Source organism: Amycolatopsis sp. Hca4 (genome assembly GCF_013364075.1).
Taxonomy (GTDB): Bacteria; Actinomycetota; Actinomycetes; order Mycobacteriales; family Pseudonocardiaceae; genus Amycolatopsis.
Genome location: NZ_CP054925.1, coordinates 654,862 through 672,622 on the forward strand (window position 1 = coordinate 654,862; position 17,761 = coordinate 672,622).

At 71.6% G+C, this 17,761-nt stretch carries 14 protein-coding genes and 2 pseudogenes; 4 read left to right on the top strand and 12 right to left on the bottom strand.

The features are described from left to right. Nucleotides 1-152: 152 nt before the first annotated feature. Nucleotides 153-1,327, top strand: a pseudogene (locus HUT10_RS02675) (CaiB/BaiF CoA transferase family protein). Between the two features lie 115 nt (nucleotides 1,328-1,442). Here HUT10_RS02675 and HUT10_RS02680 read toward each other — a convergent pair. Then, the gene (locus HUT10_RS02680; RefSeq protein ID WP_176169708.1) at nucleotides 1,443-2,198 is read right to left on the bottom strand and encodes a CoA ester lyase; all 756 of its coding nucleotides are present in this window, start codon (nucleotides 2,196-2,198) and stop codon (nucleotides 1,443-1,445) included. Between the two features lie 110 nt (nucleotides 2,199-2,308). Here HUT10_RS02680 and HUT10_RS02685 point away from each other — a divergent pair, with 110 nt between their 5' ends. Further along, nucleotides 2,309-2,473 carry a hypothetical protein gene (locus HUT10_RS02685; RefSeq protein WP_176169709.1) on the top strand — a complete coding sequence of 55 codons (165 nt, stop codon included), beginning with the start codon at nucleotides 2,309-2,311 and terminating at the stop codon, nucleotides 2,471-2,473. A 6-nt stretch (nucleotides 2,474-2,479) separates the two neighbouring features. Here the strand turns inward: HUT10_RS02685 and HUT10_RS02690 are convergent, their stop codons facing one another. The 7 genes and pseudogenes from HUT10_RS02690 to HUT10_RS02720 form a co-directional block, all read right to left on the bottom strand. Further along, nucleotides 2,480-3,148, bottom strand: coding sequence for an HAD family hydrolase (locus HUT10_RS02690; protein ID WP_176169710.1), 669 nt, complete (start codon nucleotides 3,146-3,148; stop codon nucleotides 2,480-2,482). Continuing rightward, nucleotides 3,145-4,026: a LysR family transcriptional regulator gene (locus tag HUT10_RS02695; RefSeq protein ID WP_176169711.1), complete on the bottom strand. Its 882-nt coding sequence runs from the start codon at nucleotides 4,024-4,026 to the stop codon at nucleotides 3,145-3,147. The genes HUT10_RS02690 and HUT10_RS02695 overlap by 4 nt, the downstream gene beginning before the upstream one ends. A 14-nt stretch (nucleotides 4,027-4,040) precedes the next feature. Further along, nucleotides 4,041-4,408: pseudogene (locus HUT10_RS02700) on the bottom strand (DoxX family protein). 59 nt (nucleotides 4,409-4,467) lie between these two features. After that, entirely contained in the window at nucleotides 4,468-6,780 is a 2,313-nt protein-coding gene (locus tag HUT10_RS02705; protein WP_176169712.1) for a glycoside hydrolase N-terminal domain-containing protein, read from the bottom strand. Nucleotides 6,781-6,877: 97 nt separating this feature from the next. Then, nucleotides 6,878-7,642 carry an SDR family oxidoreductase gene (locus HUT10_RS02710; RefSeq protein ID WP_254896626.1) on the bottom strand — a complete coding sequence of 255 codons (765 nt, stop codon included), beginning with the start codon at nucleotides 7,640-7,642 and terminating at the stop codon, nucleotides 6,878-6,880. Between the two features lie 57 nt (nucleotides 7,643-7,699). After that, on the bottom strand, nucleotides 7,700-11,287 hold the full coding sequence (locus tag HUT10_RS02715; protein ID WP_176169713.1) for a discoidin domain-containing protein: 3,588 nt from the start codon (nucleotides 11,285-11,287) through the stop codon (nucleotides 7,700-7,702). A gap of 197 nt (nucleotides 11,288-11,484) precedes the next feature. Next, on the bottom strand, nucleotides 11,485-11,925 hold the full coding sequence (locus HUT10_RS02720) for a helix-turn-helix domain-containing protein (protein ID WP_176169714.1): 441 nt from the start codon (nucleotides 11,923-11,925) through the stop codon (nucleotides 11,485-11,487). 130 nt (nucleotides 11,926-12,055) lie between these two features. Here HUT10_RS02720 and HUT10_RS02725 point away from each other — a divergent pair, with 130 nt between their 5' ends. Next, the gene (locus HUT10_RS02725) at nucleotides 12,056-13,252 is read left to right on the top strand and encodes a thiolase family protein (RefSeq protein ID WP_176169715.1); all 1,197 of its coding nucleotides are present in this window, start codon (nucleotides 12,056-12,058) and stop codon (nucleotides 13,250-13,252) included. A 154-nt stretch (nucleotides 13,253-13,406) separates the two neighbouring features. Here the strand turns inward: HUT10_RS02725 and ligD are convergent, their stop codons facing one another. Next, nucleotides 13,407-14,351 (bottom strand): non-homologous end-joining DNA ligase, encoded by a 945-nt coding sequence (ligD, locus tag HUT10_RS02730; protein ID WP_176169716.1) that lies wholly within the window; start codon nucleotides 14,349-14,351, stop codon nucleotides 13,407-13,409. Nucleotides 14,352-14,380: 29 nt separating this feature from the next. On the opposite strand from ligD, the gene HUT10_RS02735 reads away from it, so the two are divergent. Beyond that, on the top strand, nucleotides 14,381-15,217 hold the full coding sequence (locus HUT10_RS02735) for a PHP domain-containing protein (protein ID WP_176169717.1): 837 nt from the start codon (nucleotides 14,381-14,383) through the stop codon (nucleotides 15,215-15,217). Between the two features lie 16 nt (nucleotides 15,218-15,233). Here the strand turns inward: HUT10_RS02735 and HUT10_RS52035 are convergent, their stop codons facing one another. Genes HUT10_RS52035 through HUT10_RS02745 form a run of 3 tightly spaced genes read right to left on the bottom strand, consistent with a single transcriptional unit; the run spans nucleotide 15,234 to nucleotide 17,754 of the window. Then, a complete protein-coding gene (locus HUT10_RS52035) occupies nucleotides 15,234-15,791 on the bottom strand; it encodes a hypothetical protein (RefSeq protein WP_368660734.1) in 558 nt (185 codons plus the stop codon). Continuing rightward, nucleotides 15,688-17,265, bottom strand: a complete 1,578-nt coding sequence (locus tag HUT10_RS02740) for an MDR family MFS transporter (protein ID WP_368660735.1) — start codon at nucleotides 17,263-17,265, stop codon at nucleotides 15,688-15,690. Before HUT10_RS02740 ends, HUT10_RS52035 begins: the two co-directional genes overlap by 104 nt. A gap of 9 nt (nucleotides 17,266-17,274) precedes the next feature. Next, on the bottom strand, nucleotides 17,275-17,754 hold the full coding sequence (locus HUT10_RS02745) for an N-acetyltransferase (protein WP_176169718.1): 480 nt from the start codon (nucleotides 17,752-17,754) through the stop codon (nucleotides 17,275-17,277). Nucleotides 17,755-17,761: the final 7 nt, after the last annotated feature.

Here is a 17,761-nt window from a genome sequence, read left to right on the forward strand (position 1 = left end):
GGGTACCTCGTTCGCCGGTTGCCGCGGTCAGCTGATCCGATTCAGACTGCAAGCCGCCTGGAGGGCCGTCAACGGTTTTGCCCGAAACTCCAGCGGATCCGGCCCGCTCGTCCGGCACCGCGGCGGCCCGGCCGGGGTGGCAGGATGCGGCCATGCGCTCCTTGCCCCTCGACGGCGTCACGGTCGTGTCGTGCGAACAGGCGGTCGCCGCGCCGCTGGCCACCCGGCACCTGGCCGACCTGGGGGCCCGCGTGCTCAAGATCGAACGGCCGGGCAGCGGCGACTTCGCCCGCGCCTACGACGAAACGGTGCACGGCCTCTCGAGTCACTTCGTCTGGCTGAACCGCTCGAAGGAGAGCGTGACGCTCGACCTCAAGAGCGCCGCCGCCCCCGCGGTGATGGCCGCGCTGCTGGACCGCGCCGACGTGTTCGTGCAGAACTTCGCACCCGGCGTCGCGGACCGGCTCGGGCTGGGCGCGGCCGCCCTGCGCGCCACCCGGCCGCGGCTGATCACCTGCTCGGTGTCCGGCTACGGCTCGACGGGGCCGTACCGCGACGCGAAGGCCTACGACCTGCTCATCCAGTCCGAAGCGGGGCTGGTGTCGGTGACCGGGTCCGCGGCGGAGCCGGCCAAGAGCGGCATCCCGGCCGCCGACATCGGCGCGGGGATGTACGCCTTCTCCGGCATCCTGTCCGCGCTGTACGACCGCGAGCGCACCGGGCAGGGCACCGAGCTCGAAGTCAGCCTGTTCGACTCCCTGGTCGAGTGGATGGGCTTCCCGTTGTACTACGCCGGCTACGGCGGGACGCCGCCCCGCGCACGGGCACCAGCCACGCGGCGATCGCGCCCTACGGCACCTTCCGCGCGGGCGACGGCACCGAGGTGGTCCTGGCGGTGCAGAACGACCGCGAGTGGGCGGCGTTCTGCGAGCACGCGGTGGTCCGCCCGGACTGGGTCACCGACCCGCGGTTCGCGACGGGCAGCGCCCGCGTGGCGAACCGGAGGTCGCTGGAAGGCGGGATCGACGCGATCTTCGCCGGGCTCACCGGGCCGGAACTGGAGGCCCGGCTGCGGGCGGGCCGGATCGCGCACGCTCGCCGCCGTGACCTGCCGGACGTCCTGGCGCACCCGCAGCTCACCGCGCGCGACCGGTTCGCGGAGGTGGCCACCCCGGCCGGGCCGGTCCGGGCGACGCTGCCGCCGATCACGGTCCCGGACCGCCCACCCCGGATGGACCCGGTACCGGCACTGGGCGAGCACACCGACGCGGTCCTGACGGAGTTCGGCTTCGACGTGACGGCGTTGCGGCGTCAGGGCGCGGTGTAGCGCAGGTCCGCCCGCTCGGGCCGCCGGCGGGTCGCCGCTTCGAGCGGTGATCTCGTGCTCGTGAAAGGGCCGGGCGAACACCCGGATCATCACTGTCGAAGGCCGGGGCGCAGCGTCACTCCCCCAGGATGCGCCGGGCTCTGGCGAGCACCGGCCGGTCCACCATCCGGCCGTCCACAACGGACACCCCGGCCCCCGCCGTCAGCACGCGGCGGGCCCACGCGCGCTCCTCCTCCGTCGGCGCGAAACCGGCCCGGACCGGGCCCACCTGCCGGGGGTGGAGGCACAGCTTGCCGCCGAAGCCGAGCCGGCGGGCGTACCGGACGTCCTCCGACAGCCGGGCGGGGTCGTGCAGGTCCGTGGTGACGCCGTCCACCGGCGGGGCCAGGCCGGCCGCCGCCGAGGCGAGCACCAGGCGCGAGCGCGGGTAGGCGAACGGTTCGCGGTCCTCCGGCGCCACCCCGAGCTCGGCCGCCAGGTCCACGCTGCCAAACGCCAGCCGCGTCACCGACGGCACCGCGGCCAGCTCACCGGCCCGTTCCACGCCGAGCGCGGTCTCGACCAGCGCGACCACCTCCCCGAACCCGGCGAGCACCCCGGGCGTCTCGGCCTTCGGCACCATGACCGGCACCCCGCGCGCGGCCACCAGCTCGGCGTCCGCGGCGAACCACGGGGTGCCGGGCGGGTTGATCCGGACCATCGCGCGGTGGCTCCCGAGCCATGCGCCCACCGAAGCCCGTGCCGCATCCTTCGCCGCGGGAGCGACGGCGTCTTCGAGATCGAGGATCACGACGTCGGCGCCGCTGGCGGCCGCCTTGCCGAAGCGGTCGGGCCGGTCACCGGGCACGAACAGGTAGGTCGTCGCGGCCACCCGGCCACGATAACGGGTAAGGGGTCCGCCGGCGCCGGACTGCGTGATCACCCGATGCGGCGGGCCACCCCTCAGGACGACCGTGGGCTCCACGACGAAGGGAGCTGTTCATGCGAGGCGACTGGATCCACGACTGGGTGCAGGTGGAAATGGCCTACCGGGCCGGGCCGCGGCCGTCGCCGCGGGTGCCGCACGAGCGGCCGTCTTCACACCCGTGGAAGGCGTTGTGGACGGCGCTGTTCCCGGCCCGCCGGGTCGAGGTTCGGCATCCGTGACGGCGGTCAGCGGGCTCCGGCGTGCACCCGCTCCACCGTTTCGGCCAGCTCGGCCAGGCCGGGGAGGACCGCGTCCGCCACCGCCGGGTCCTGCGGGCCGGCGTGCCGGTTCACCCAGATCCGCGGGATGCCCAGCGCCTGGGCGGGCACCATGTCGTGGAAGTGGCTCTGCGCCACGTGCACCCAGTTCGCGGCGGTCGCGTCGAAGGAGGCGGCGAACCGGCGGAAGGGCCCGTGGCCGGGCTTGTACTCGCCGACGTCCTCGGCGGTCACGATCGCGTCGATCGGCACCGCGAGCCGCCGCTGGGTCTCACCGATCAGGTCGCGGTCGCAGTTGGTCAGCAGCGCGAGCCGCCAGCCCGCCGCCCGCAGCGCGGCCAGCGCCGGCCGCGTGTCCGGGAAGACCGGCCAGTACGGCAGTCCGGTGCCGAGCACCGACGCGTCGTCGGCCACCAGCTCCAGCCCCGCTTCGGCCGCGGTCCGGCGCACGGACTCGGCCAGCACCTCCCGGTAGCGCCGCACCGGCACCTCGGCCTGCACCTGCGGCTCGATCCGGTGGTAGACCTCCAGCAGCTCCGCGCCGCGGCCGGGGAACAGCAGCTCGAAGCCGGTGGCGATGCCGTGGCGCCAGTCCACCAGCGTGCCGAAGCAGTCGAACGTCGCCCAGCGGATCACCGTGTCCCCTCCCCTGCCTCGGTCAGGCCCGCGAAGATCTCCGCGAACTCGAAGATCACCCGCGACCGCCTGCCGGACACCCAGGCCAGCGCCACCTCGTTCGGCGGCAGGTCCTCGACCGGCACGTGCACCACGTCCGCCCGCGTGTAGTACTCCGACGTCGACCGCGGGACGACGGCGATCCCCCGCCCGGCCGCGACGTGCTCGAGCTTCTCCTCCACGCTCCGGAACACCCGCCGGGCCGGCGCGGTGCCCTCGCGCAGCTCGACCGCGACGTCACGCCACTCCGGCACCGCGTCCGGGTCGTTGAGCAGGTGCTCGTCCGCGAGGTCGCCGACCCGCACCGATTCCTTGCCGGCCAGCCGGTGCCCGCCGGGCAGCACGGCCACGCGCGGCTCGCGGAACAGCGGCCGCACCCGGAGCCCGCGCCGGTCCACCGGGAGCCGGATGACGCCGACGTCCGCGCGGCCGTCGTGGAGGACTTCGAGCTGGTCGTCCCACGTCGTGCGCAGCAGCTCCACGGTGAGGTCGGGGTGACGTGCCGAGAGCTCGCGGACCGCGCCGGTGACCGTGATGCCGGGCATGAACGCCACGGTGAACGCCGAGGCCCCGCGCGCGGCCGTCGCGACCCGGCGGCGGAGGGCGTCGGCCGAGGCCAGCAGCGGCCGCGCGTCCTCGAGCAGCTGGCGGCCCGCCGCGGTGAGCTCGGTGGACCGCTTGTCGCGCACGAACAGCTGCGCCCGCAGCTCGCCTTCGAGGGCCCGGATCTGCCGCGAAAGCACCGGCTGCGCGATGTGCAGCCGCGCGGCGGCCCGCCCGAAGTGCAGTGCTTCGGCGACCGCCACGAAGTACCGCAGCTTCCGCAGATCGACGTCCATCGGGCTCCAGGGTATTAGCTCGCGAAGCGGCCCACCGCGACGAACGCCGCCAGCAGGAGCAGCACGACGTTCACCGGCAGCGACTTCGTCTCCTTGCGGCGCGCGTGCACGATGATCGCGCCGATCTGGACGAGCACCAGTCCCGTCGCGGCCAGCGGCGTCAGCACCGGGGCGATGTCCAGCGCCTGCGGCAGGATCAACCCGATCGCGGCCAGGACCTCCACCGCGCCGATGCCCTTCACCGCGGCATCGGAGAAGTCCCCGCCCACCCCATGTTGGGGTTTTCCAGGAGCTTCTCGCGCGGGGTGGCGAGCTTCATGCCCCCGGCGCCGAGGTACAGCGCAGCGAGCAGGCCCGCCGCGATCCACAGGACGACGTTCACGGTCACCTCCGGTCGGAAGAAAGTAGTTGAACCCTATACCTCTTTCCGGAGGGGCCACCTCAACTTGGCCGGACCGTGACCGTTTCCCCCGGTCGCAGCGTGATCGTCCGCCGCCAGGGGCCGGCCCGCACCTCGGTCCGGGTGCCGCCGACGCTGCGGATCACCGCCCGGGTGACCTTCCCCGCCCGCCAGGCGAGGTCGACCTCGAACCCGCCGCGCGCGCCGATCCCGGTCACCCGGCCCGACGCCGCCCACGCCGCCGGCAACGCCGGGAGCAGCTCCAGCACCCCGGGCCGCGAGTACAGCAGCATCTCGGCCATCGCCGCCGGAGCGCCGAGGTTCGCGTCGATCTGGAAGATCGTGTAGCTGCCCTGGCTGTACATGTCGAAGAAGTTCGGCGCGGTGCCGTTGCCGTTGGCCACCGACGGGCGCAGCACGGTGAGCAGCAGCCGGTAGGCGTGCTCGGCGTCCTTGAGGCGCGCCCAGCACGCCGAGCGCCACGCGCAGGCCCAGCCGAAGCTGTCCATCCCGCGGGCGGTGAGCAGCGCCCGCACGCCGTCGAGCAGCTCCCGAGGTGCCGTGTCGGCCGCGATGCGGTCGCCCGGGAAGAAGCCGATCAGCGGCGAGAGGTGCCGGTGCGTGGTCTCGCCGAGGTCGTCCGGCGACATCCACTCCTCGAGCCGGCCCGTCGCCGGGCTCACCTTCGGCAGGTACAGCCGCTTCTGCAGCTCGCCGATCCGGTCGCCGTAGGCGCGGTCGCGGCCCAGCACAGCGACGGCTTCGCGGTAGTGCTCGAACAGGTCCCAGACGATCTCCTGGGCGTAGGTGATCCCGCGGGCGTCCTGCGGGCCGTGCTCGGGTGACCAGTCGTGGTCGTCGACGAGCACTTCGCGGCCGTCGACGGTCATCGGCAGCAGCCGCGCCTCCCAGAACTCGGCCGCGCCCTTCAACACCGGGTAGATCCGGGCGAGGTAGGCCTTGTCCTGGGTGAAGGCGTAGTGGTCCCACAGCGAGTTGCACAGCCAGGCGTTGCCGCCGGGGTGCCACCACCAGCCGGAGCCGCCGTAGATGTTGGTGGAGAACGCGACCGCCCAGCCCGCGACCTTCCCGCTCGTGTTGCGGAAGCGGTTCCTCGGGTCGTTGAACAGCCGTTTCGTGCTGTCCGTCCACACCGGAAGCTGCGCGAGGCAGTAGTCGGCCAGAGCAGTGAAGCTCCCGGGCAGCGCCGCGCGGTCGGCGAGCCAGTAGTTCATCTGGACGTTGATGTCGGTGTGGTAGTCGCTCATCCAGTCCGGCGTGTTGCTGTTCTGCCACAGGCCCTGCAGGCCCATCGGCAGGCCGTCGCGCGAGCCGGTGATCGTCAGGTAGCGCCCGAACTGCAGGTAGCTCGCCTCCAGCTCCGGGTCGGGCACGTCCGGTTCGTCGTGCCGGGCGGCCAGCCGCGCCCCCGTGTCCAGCGCCCGTTTCGCCGGGGGCGACTGGCCGAGGTCGACGCTCATCCGGTCGTACAGGCGCCGGTAGTCGGCGACGTGGGTGGCCCGCAAGGTGCCGCCACCCACGGCCAGCGCCGCGGCTGCCTTGCGTTGCGCCAGCGCCAGGGGGTCGAGGGAGGTGTCGAGGAACTTGCGCGCGGCGTCCGGCACGTAGTTCGTGCCGCCGCTGAGCACGATGACGATCTCGCGGCCGCGGAAGGCGAGCCCACCGGACGTCGTCACCGCGCAGGCGTACTCCAGGCCGTTGGCGAAGGTGCCGGTGAACGCGCCCGGCCCGGCGGCCGGCTCCCCGCGGGTGGGTTCGAGGGTCACCGAGCCGGCGACGGGTCCGCCGCTGAGCCGGACGACCACGACGTCGTCGGGGTGGCTCGCGAAGTACTCGCGGCGGTACTGCACGCCCTGGTGCCGGTAGGTGAGCACGGCCAGGCCGTTGCTCAGGTCGAGCGTGCGGCGGTAGTCCGTGACCCCCGTGTGCGCCGGGACCGCGATCCGCAGCTTCGCCAGCAGGCCCAGGGTGCCGAACTTCTCGGTCTCGTACGGGAACTGGCCGTCGTCCTGGAGGACGTCGTTGGGGCCGCCGGTCCACAGCGACGCGTCGGCGAGGTAGAGGAAGTCGGCGGCCGGGTCGCCGCCGACGAGGGCACCGATCCGACCATTGCCGATCGGCAGGCCCTGTTCGATGATCTTGTCCTCGCTCGCCGGTTCCGGGTACCAGAGCGTGGTGGCCGCCGACTCGGGGACGAGGTCCTCACCGGCCGGTCGGAGGACTTCTGCGTTGGCACCGAAGGGACGCAGGCCGCCGAGTGCCGCCACGGCACCGACCGCGCCACCGAGCTTGAGGAAGGTCCGCCGCGACGGCGGGAGAGGCAGTTCCGGCATGGGTCATCCGTTCGGCGTTGGGCGGAAAACGGCCGCGAAGCCCGCCAAACATATGACCTATCCGATCCGGTGGTCAAGAATCTTCGGGATGGCCGCCTTACCCGTGATCGGCTCGCTCGGCCAGGTACTCCCGGAAGGTGATCTCGCCCTCGCGGTGCCCGGGAGCCAGGTGACCGCCGTCGGCGTAGGCCCGGAACGTCTCCCCCGGCACCGTGAGCGGCACGATCCGCCGTCGCCGTCCGCTCGCTTCACCGACCGCCTCGGCCAGCTCGGCCGCGGTGAGGATTTCCGGGCCCCCGAAGTCGGGCGCCCGGCCTGCGGGGTCCGCCAGCGCGTGGCCGGCGAGGCGGCGGGCGACGTCCCGGACGTCGACCGGCTGGAAGGAGACCCGCGGGACCGGCACCACCGGCAGCCGGGACGCGCCGGACAGGAGGCCGCGGACCAGGCCGTGGAACTGGGTGGCCCGCTGGATGGTGCAGGGCAGGCCGGAGGTGGCGACGAGCTGCTCGGTCTCGTGCTTGGCCCGGTAGTAGCCGAGCGGGACGCGGTCGACGCCGACGATCGAGACGTACACCAGGTGCGGGCCGCCCGCCCACCGCGCCGCCTCGATCAGCGTGCGCGCGAGCTGGGCCTCCCGGCCGAAGTAGTCGGTGGCGCAGTGGACGACGACGTCCACGCCGGCGACGGCGCTGTCGACGCCGCGCCCGGTCCGCAGGTCGCCGCGGACGACGTCCGGCGCGGGCCGGCGGCTGAGCACGCGGACCTCTTCGCCCGCCGCCCGCAGGCGGCGCACCACCGCGCTGCCGAGCTGCCCGGTGCCGCCGGTGACCAGGATCCGCACGTCGACCACCTCCGGCGCCATCCTGGCACGGGTGTGCCCGCCGGGAAACGGTTTCCCGGCGGGCACACCCGGCTCTTCTCAGGTGCGGTTGATGGTGAACGTGGTGGTGCGGTTGCGGATGTCCTCGGCGTTGTCGGCCAGGGTGAGCCCGGTGAAGGTCGCCGAGCCGACGGCCGGGCCCTGGCCCGGTTCCGGCAGCTCGTTGGCCCAGATCCCGATCCCGGACTTGGCGTCGAAGGCGTCCCCGCTGCGGTGGGCGCCGGTGATCGACACGTTCGTCAGCACGGTGTCCTCGACCGGGTGCTCCGGCGTGGTGCCGTCGTACTTGGTCTGGAACATGATGCCGCTGTAGGTCGGGCTCTGGATGTCCACGTCGGACACCCGGATGCCGCGGAACTCCTTGGACGCGGAGAACAGCCAGATCGCCGGGAACGTCTGCTGGCCCCAGAAGTGGCCGCCGTCCCGGACCAGCGAGGCGTTCTGGACCGTCGTCGGCTGCGGCCCGAACCCGAGGAACGGGTAGCCGAAGTCGAGCGAGCTGATCGTGATCGCCGAGTAGGTCAGCGTGTCCGCGATGTAGAGGTTCCGGAAGGTGTTGTTGTACCCGCCGTACACCGCCAGCCCGGCCGCGCGCCACGGGGTGAGCGCGGTCAGGTTCTCGAACACGTTGTCGTACTGGTTGCCCGCGTTGATGTCCGTGGCGGCGAACAGCGCGAAGCTGTCGTCACCGGTGGACCGGGCTTCGATGTTGGTGACGTGGTTGCCGGTGCTCCCGTTCGTGAGGTTGACGCCGTCGGCGAAGGTGTCGCGGATCCGGGAGTTCTTGATCGTGGTGTTGTCCACGTTGGTGCCCCAGACCATGACCACCTGGTGCTCGACCCAGATGTTGTCGATCATCAGGTTCGCCACGTTGGTCAGGTTGAACACCTTGCCGGGGCCGTCGATGCGGGAGGTGTAGTTCCCGAACACCGCGAACCCGCTGAACGTCGAGCCGTTGGCGCTCGACTGGACGTCGATGCCGATGTCGGTGTTCTCCTGGCCCGAGGGCGCGGAGAACTTCGTGAACCACGGCCCGGCGCCGGTGACCGTGACGGCCTTGCCGTAGACGTTCAGCTTGCTCGACAGCGCGTAGTCCCCGGCCGGCAGGTAGACGCCGGTGAGCGTGGCGTCCTGCCGGACCTTGTCGAGGGCGGCCTGCACGTCCTGCTGGGTGAACCCGGCCGGCGTCGCGAAGTGCGCCGGGTCCGGGTTGCCGACCGCGGTGGCCTGCTCGAAGTTGACGAAGTCGATCGCGTAGTTCGTGCTGTTGGCGGCGTCCTTCTGCAGCTTGATCCGGTGGCCGGCGGGCACGGTCGTGCCGAGCAGCGTGCTCGCCTCGTCGTAGATGTGCCGCGGTCCGGTGCCCGGCGAGTTGCCCGGGCCGGTTTCGGCGCCGTAGAGCCACGCGTAGTGCGACGTCAGGTCGATGGCCTTGAGGAAGGTGCCGTCGACGTAGACGTTGAGGGTCGCGTTGATCCCGCCGCCGCCCGCGCTGTCCGGGATGGAGAACCGGGTGACGAGGGTGTTGGTCGCCGCGCGGGTGGTGAACTCCACGGACGAGCCGGTCGAGTTGAGCGTGACGGCCTTGCGGCCCGATGCCTCACCCGCGAGGTCACCGATCGTGCGGTTCGGGCCGACCACGCCCGCGCCGCCGGCGAGCACGCCGTCCTCGGCCTCGTACATGTCGTAGGGCATGTTCGCGCCACGGCCGACGAAGAGCGCCTGCGTGCCGGTGTTGTTGCCCTGCTTGACGGGCAGTTCGTTGGCGTCGTTCGCCACCACGGTCTTGACCGTGTACCGGCCGTTGGCCGCGGTCCAGGTGCCGACGGTCACCGGCGCGGCGGTCGCGCCGGCGGCGATGGCCCCGGTGTAGCTGCCGGTCAGCGTCTTGACGACGGTGCCGCTCTGGTCGGAGATCGTCACCGTGACGCCGTGGGCCCCGCCCGCACTGGCCACGGTCCCCTGGTTGCGCAGGGTGGTGGTGAAGGTGACGGTGTTGCCCGCGGACGGGTTGCCAGGCGACCACGCCGTCGCGGCGACCAGGTCGGAGCTCTGCACCGGACTGACGACCAGCGCCGTCGAACTCGTGAAGGAGTTGTTGGCCTCGTTCTGCTCGATGACGGCGTTGGCCTCGTCGACCTTCGCCGTCAGCTGGTAGCTGCCGGCGTCCCGGGTGCCGATGTTCGCCGACACGGTCGTCGACGCACCGGCGGCCAGCGCACCGACGTTCGCCGTGCCGACCTTGGTCGTCCCCAGGTAGAGGTTGACGTTCGTCGCCCCGGAGGCGGCCGTCCCGGCGTTGCGGACGGTCGCCGACGCGGTGATCGCATCGGTCTCCACCGGGTTCTGCGGCGACCAGGACACGCCGGAGATGGTCAGGTCGGGATTCGGCGCGGGGACGCCGAAGACCTGGAACTCCGCGGCCTGCCCGCCGCCCGCGCCGGAGTTGGCGGTGACGCGCAGGCGCACGTCGGCGGCCCGGCCGCCGAGCGGGATCGTCACGGTGTTGCCGGTCGCGGGGCTGAAGCTGTAGGTCTGGGCGGCGGCCAGGGTGGTGAAGGCGGACGCGCTCTGCTCACGGCCTTCGACCGCGATCGTCTGGGTCCGCGGCCCCCACGCCGGGTCGGGGTTGAGCTTGACCACGACCTGGTTCAGGTCGGCGTTCGCCCCGAGCGCGACGGTCAGGAGGTTGGGGTACGTCCCACCGCCGCCCTCCCAGTACGTCGTCAGCGAGTCGTCGTTGGCGTTGGCGGCCACGTACGTCCACTCGGTCGAGGACGCCGTGATCGGCTTGCCCAGCGCGAGGTTCGTCCCGGCCTGGGTGCCGGCGCGGGTCACGGTGTTGCTCGCGGCCGACTGGTTGCCCGCGGCGTCCTTCGCGCGGACGAAGTACGAGACGGTCGCACCGTCGGGCTGGCTGTCGGTGTAGGTCAGGACGGTCCCGCCGACGCTGCCGCGGAGCTGGCCGTTCGCGTAGACGTCGTAGCCGGCGACGCCGGTGTTGTCGGTCGACGCCGACCACGTCAGCCGGATCTGACCGCCGGCCGGCTGGGTGTAGGCGAGGTTGCCGGGCGCGGACGGCGGCTGGGTGTCCCCGCCGGCCGGGCCGTGCACCTCGAACTCCGACAGCTGGGCGGCGGGCCAGCCGGTGTTCGCCGAGACGTTCAGCCGGACGTACCGGGGCTTGCCGCTGACGTCGACGGTCACGGTGTTGGCCTTGGCCGGGTCGAACACGTACCCGGCCGAGGGCTTGAGGTCGGTGAAGGTGGTCCCGTCGGTGCTGCCCTGGACGCTGAAGGTCTCGGTACGGGCACCCCAATTCGCGGCCGGCAGCTTGAGCACGAGCTGCGCCACGTCGGTCGGCGTGCCGAGGTCGGCCTGGACCCACTGCGGGAACTGGTTGTTCGTGCTTTCCCAGTAGCTGTCCTGGTTCCCGTCGCCGACGTTCGACGCGGGATAGCCGGCGAGCTGGCTGCTGGCGGTGTAGGTCGCGGCGGCGGCCTGCGCCGCAGGCCGGACGGCGGGAGCGGCGGCCGGGGCCGCGCTCGCCGGCGCGGCGGGCGTGGCCAGGAGCAGGGACAGGGCGGCGAAGGCAGCCGCGGGTGACAACACTCGCTTCGTTCTCATGCGGTTCCTCGGATCCGGGGAGGGGAGGGAGACGAAACCGGGATCTTCCTGTCAGTTGCCGTCATTTACCGGTCATCTGTCAGGTTCTTGCGTTTATTCGTCCAAGAGTTACAGTGACGTGGGTCTCAAGTCAACGGCCGGGCAGCAAAAAGGCCTCCTTGCCGAAGCAAGGAGGCCGGGTGGCGGGGTGGCTGCGATCAGGCGTGCACGGCACCGAGCCGGATCGCGTGGGTGCCGGGAGCGTTCACGGGACCACCGCAGTGAGCGCAGACGGTGGCCGGCTCGAGCACCTCGCCGCAGGCGTGCCGCCAGAGCGTGGGCGGTTCGCCCTGGTGGACGTACTTGTCACCCCAGGCCATCAGGCCGAGCAGGATCGGCTGCAGGGCCCGCCCGGCTTCGGTGGGGTGGTACTCGTGGCGCGGCGGGTGAGCCTCGTACTGGACCTTCTCCAGCACTCCGGCGTCGACGAGCTTGCGCAGCCGCGCGGCCAGGATGTCCCGGCTGGCCCCGGTGTTCTCGGCGATCTGGTTGAACCGCCGCTCCCCCAGCATGATCTCCCGCAGCGCGAGCAGGCTCCACCGCTCCCCGACGACCTCGAGCGCCTCGGCGACCGAGCACTCACGACCACGCCGGACCATGCCACCTCCACGGGATTGAAAATCCAACCTAGCACGTCAACGCCATGTGACGTGCGGAACAGTAAAGTTGTGAATTCCAACTGACCGGGCGTATACCGAAGGCATCCCGATCTGCGAGGAGGCAGACGCCATGACGAACGCGGTGATCGTCGACGCGGTACGAACCCCGATCGGCAAGGGCAAGCCGAACGGCGCCCTCGCCGGGGTGCACCCGGTGGACCTGCACGCCCACGCCCTGCGCGCCCTGGTCGAGCGAACCGGGGTGGACCCGGCCCGCATCGACGACGTGATCAGCGGAGCCGTGGGCCAGATCGGCGAGCAGAGCATGAACACGGCACGCTGGGCCGCACTGGCGGCCGGCCTGCCGGAGTCGGTTCCCGCGGTGACGGTCGACCGCCAGTGCGGCAGCAGCCAGCAGGCCGTCCACTTCGCCGCCCAGGGGGTGATCGCGGGCGCGTACGACGTGGTGATCGCCTCGGGGGTCGAGTCGATGAGCAGGGTGCCGATGGGCAGCCAGGTGGCCGGCCGCGACCCGTTCGGCCCCCAGGTGGCGGCGCGCTACCCGGAGGGCTTGGTGCCGCAGGGCATCAGCGCGGAGCTGATCGCCGCGAAGTGGGGCTTCACCCGGCAGCAGCTGGACGAGTTCGCGGCGGAGAGCCACCAGCGCGCGGCCAAGGCCTGGGCGGACGGCAAGTTCGCCGCAGAAGTGGCACCGATCAAGGCCCCCGGCGCCGACGGAACCCTCCGGGAGATCACGACGGACGAGACGGTCCGCCCGGGAACGACCCCGGAGATCCTCGCCGGCTTGAAGCCGGCGTTCCGCGCGGAAATCTGGGAGCAGCGCTTCCCGAACCTGGGCTGGCACATCACGGCGGGCAACTCTTCACCGATCAACGACGGAGCAGCAGCGCTCCTGATCACCAGCGCCGAGACGGCGGCAGCGTCGGGCTTGAAGCCCCGAGCCCGAATCCACAGTTTCGCGGTAACGGGCGACGACCCCCTGCTGATGCTGACGGGCATCATTCCAGCCACCCGCAAGGTCCTGCAGAAAGCGGGCCTGAAGATAACGGACATCGACGCATTCGAGGTCAACGAGGCATTCACCAGCGTGGTACTGGCCTGGCAGAAGGAAACAGGCGCAGACCCGACCAAAGTGAACATCAACGGAGGAGCAACAGCACTGGGCCACCCCCTGGGAGCAAGTGGAGCACGCCTGGCAACAACATTGCTGTCGGTCCTGGAGCAAACAGGAGGCCGCTACGGCCTCCAGACAATGTGCGAGGCCGGAGGCCTGGCCAACGCAACAATCATCGAACGCCTGAACTGACCAACGCGCAGCGAAAACACACCACAAAACCGAGCCAGGAAGAAGCCCAGACCCCCGCAACCCCGATCCGAAGCCAAAACACGGCACAATCGGGCTTCGGGGGTGCGGAACCCCGGAAGCAGCAGAAGCCGAGGCCGAAGAGAACCGGAGAACATCAATCGGCACCGGGAGGTTCTTCGACACCGTCCCGATCAGCCCACTCGAGCAACGGCTCCAGCGAGAAAACAGCCTTGTCGATCCCAGCGTGAAGATCCCCCACCTCGGCAAACCGCGCCGGAACGGTGGCAATGGTGAAGTCCCCCGGCTCGGCATCATCGATCTCTTCCCACCGAATCGGCGTGGAGACAGTCCCTTCAGGATTCCCCCGGACCGAGTAGGCACTGGCAATGGTGTGATCCCGGGCGTTCTGGTTGTAGTCGACGAAGAGCAGCCGAGGATCCCGGTCCTTCCGCCACCAGGTGGTGGTCACGTCATCAGGAGCCCGCCGTTCGACTTCGTGCGCGAAGGCCAGCGCCGCCCGACGAACGTCGGAGAACCCCCACTCAGGCGAAATCCGCACGTAGATGTGCAACCCCCGCCCACCCGAAGTCTTCGGCCACCCCACCGCACCGAGCTCGTCGAGAATCTCGTGCGCAACGTGCGCAACCCGCCGAACCCGGTCGTACCCGCAGTCGGGCATCGGATCGAGATCGATCCGCCACTCGTCAGGCCTTTCGGTATCGGCCCGCCGCGAGTTCCACGGATGGAACTCCACTGTGGACATCTGCACCGCCCAGGCCACGTGCGCAAGCTCGGTGACACAAAGCTCATCAGCGTGCCGGTTGTACCGCGGAAAGGTGACCCGGACGGTCTCCAGCCACGGCGGAGCCCCGTTCGGCACCCGCTTCTGGTGCACCTTCTCCCCGGCCACCCCGGACGGGAACCGGTGCAGCATGCAGGGCCGCTCCCGGAGAGCGTTGACGATGCCGTCCCCCACCGAGAGGTAGTAGTTGACCAGGTCGAGCTTCGTCTCGCCCCGGGCCGGGAAGTAGACCCGGTCCGGGTTCGAGATCCGCACGGTGTGCGGGCCGACTTCGAGCTCCACAGCCTTGACCGCCATGCGACAGACGCTAGTGCACAATCGGGGTGGTGAGCCTGCCGACGGACGGTCACGTCCACACGGAGTGGTCCTGGGACACGGTCACCGGATCGATGATCGGCTCGTGCCGGCGGGCGATCGACCTCGGCCTCCCCTCGCTGGCGTTCACCGAGCACGCGGACCTGACGCCCTGGCTGCTCCCCGCCGCGATCCGGCCGCAGCTCCCGGACCACTTCCGCGGGTACCTGCGCCCGGACGGCGTGCTGGAGCCACCGGAGCTGGACGTGCCGGGCTACCTGGCGTGCATCGAGGAGTGCCGCTCGCGGTTCCCCGGCCTGCGGATCCTCTCGGGCGTGGAACTGAGCGAGCCGCACTGGCACCGCCCCCGCGCCGACGCGCTGCTGGCGGCCCACGACTTCGACCGCGTGCTCGGCTCGGTGCACTCCCTCTCCGAAGGCGGCCACCACCACGAGCTGACGGTGATCACCGACCGCCCGCCGGGCGACCTGCTGCGCGCCTACCTCGGCGAGGTCCTGGGCCTGGTGGAGTCGACGGCGGACTTCGCGGTCCTCACCCACATCGACTACGCGCTGCGCTCGTGGCCGGCCGAAGGGCCCCCGTTCGTGGTGGCCGACTTCGAGGAGGAGTTCCGCACGGTCCTGCGGGCGCTCGGGGAGAGTGGGCGCGCACTGGAGGTGAACACGCAGGTGCCGTTGCCCGGCGAGGTGGTCCGCTGGTGGTTCGAGGCGGGCGGCGAAACGGTGGCCTTCGGCAGCGACGCCCACGACCCGGCCCTGGTCGGCCGCGGCTTCGAGGACGCCGCGGCCCTGGTGGAGTCCTGCGGCTTCCGGCCCGGCCGCACCCCCCACGACTTCTGGCGCCGCTGAGATCCCGCGGCGCGGGTCAAGCCAGAGCGTGCCGTCCGTAGCTGCGCACCTCGGCGCTCTGGTCCATCAGCCGGGCCGCGACGCGCCCGATCGCCGCGTCCAGTGCGGCCCGGTCGGCCGCTCCCCAGTCGCCGAGGCGGTCGGCCAGCCAGTCGTGCCAGGCCCGGACCACCTTCCCGAACTCCGCCCGGCCCGCGTCGGTCAGCTCCCAGCCGTTCCGCGTGTACCTCAGGTGGCCCGTCAGCTCCAGGCGGTTGAACGCCGGCTCCAGCACCGGCGCGGGCACGCCGAAGTACTCCCCGATCGCCCGCAGGGTGGCCGGCGAACCACGGCGTTCCCGCAGGTGGACCTGCAGCAGGCACCAGATCCCGCCTTCGTCGAGGTCGCCGCCGGCCCGCTCGACGATCGCCGGTGCCACCTGACGGCGCTCGCGGAAGAACAGCGTCGCCACCGCGCGCTCGAGTTCGCGGTCACCGGTGCGGGCTTCCGGCATCGCGAAGCCGTCGCCGAGGTCCGGGGCCGCCGCGCGGGCCGTGTCGCGCAGCGGGACCTCCTTCAGGAAGAAGGCCAGCACCAGCGCCACCAGGCCGACCGGCGCCGCCGCGAGGAACACGACGTGCAGCGAGTCGCTGTACGCGCGGATCACGGGGGGCCGACACCGACTCCGGCAGCGCGTGCAGCGCCGTGGGCACCTGCAGCGCCCGGGGATCCACGCCCGGCGGCACCGGGATCGCGGCCAGCTTCGGCGTCAGCTGGTTGGCGTACACCGTGCCGAAGATCGCCGCGCCGAACGAGCTGCCGATCGAGCGCAGGAACGTCACCCCCGAGGTCGCGACGCCCAGGTCGGCGTAGTCGACCGTGTTCTGCACCGCGATCGTCAGCACCTGCATCCCGAGCCCGATGCCCAGGCCCAGCACGGCCATGTACGCCGACGCCTCCCAGAACCCGGTGCCGGTGTCCAGCCGCGAAAGCAGGTACAGCCCGATCGTCATGCCCGCCGCGCCGGCCAGCGGGAAGATCTTGTACCGCCCGGTGCGGCTCACCGCGTTGCCCGCGGCGATCGACGCGACGAGCAGGGCCAGCACCATCGGCAGCAGCCGGACCCCGGACGTCGTCGCCGACGTGCCCTGGACGTACTGCATGTACGTCGGCAGGTAGGACAGCGCGCCGAGCATCGCGAAGCCGACGACGAAGCTCATGATCCCGCCGACGGTGAACACCGGGTTGCGGAACAGCCGCATCGGCAGCATCGGCTCCTTGGCCCGCAGCTCCACGAAGACGAACGCGGCCAGCAGCACCACCGAGCCGACCGCCATCCCGACGATGGTCGGCGAGCCCCACGCGTACTGCGTGCCGCCCCAGCTCGTCACCAGGGTCAGGCCGGTCGCGGCGAGGCCGATCAGCAGGATGCCGGCGTAGTCGATGACCGGCTTGACCGCGGCGCGGGGCGTTCGGCATCGCCGAGGACGCCACCACGAGCACCACCACGACCAGCGGGATGTTGACGTAGAAGGCCCACCGCCAGGAGAGGTGGTCGACGAAGAAGCCGCCCAGCATCGGGCCGCGACGGTCACCACGCCGAACACCGAACCGAGCACACCCTGGTACTTGCCGCGCTCGCGCAGCGGGACGACGTCGGCGATCAGCGCGGTCGAGGTGACCATCAGCCCGCCGCCGCCCAGGCCCTGCACCGCGCGCCAGACGATCAGCCAGACCATGCTGTCGGCGAACCCGGCGCAGAACGAGCCGATGCCGAACACGATGACCGACAGCTGGAACATCAGCTTGCGGCCGAACAGGTCGCCGAGCTTGCCGACGACCACCGTCATGACGGTCTCGGCCAGCAGGTAGGACGTCACCACCCAGGACAGGTGCCCGGCGCCGCCGAGGTCGCCGACGATGGTGGGCAGCGCGGTGCCGACGATGGTCTGGTCCAGCGCCGCCAGCAGCATCCCCAGCAGCACGGCGCCGAACACGGCGTTGACCCGGCCGCGGCTCAGCGCGGGCGGCGCCGCGGTGCCGGGCGTGACTTCCGCGGTGGCCGTCATCTCTCCAAGCTAGTAGCCGGCGTCCACTGTGGATAGCCACCCGTTCCGGTGACGCAGGGTCAGTTCGAACGGCTCGAACCCCTGCGCGCGGTAGAAGGCGATGGCGGGTTCGTTGGCGGCATAGGCCCGGACGGTGACCTCGTCCGCGCCCTTTTCCGCCGACCACGCGAGAAACGCCGTGACCAGCTCGCCGCCGATCCCCGAGCGGCGGTGCTCCGGGCCCACGCGCATGCTCTCCAGCACTGCGGTCACCGTGCCGGGCCGTAACGGGTCCGGCGGCCGTATCCGGCCGACCAAGTGCCCGCCGCCGCCCAGCAGGCACAGGCAGTCCGGATCGTCGACGAGCTTCGCGTAGTAGGCCGTGCCTTCGCGCGCCGGCCAGCCGAGGTCCATGCGGGGGTCGTGGCGCCCGGCGTCTTCGGCGAACAGCCCGGCGGCCGACCGCACGAGTTCGGGAACGTCTTCGGAAGTGCAGCGGGAAACAGTCATGCATCGA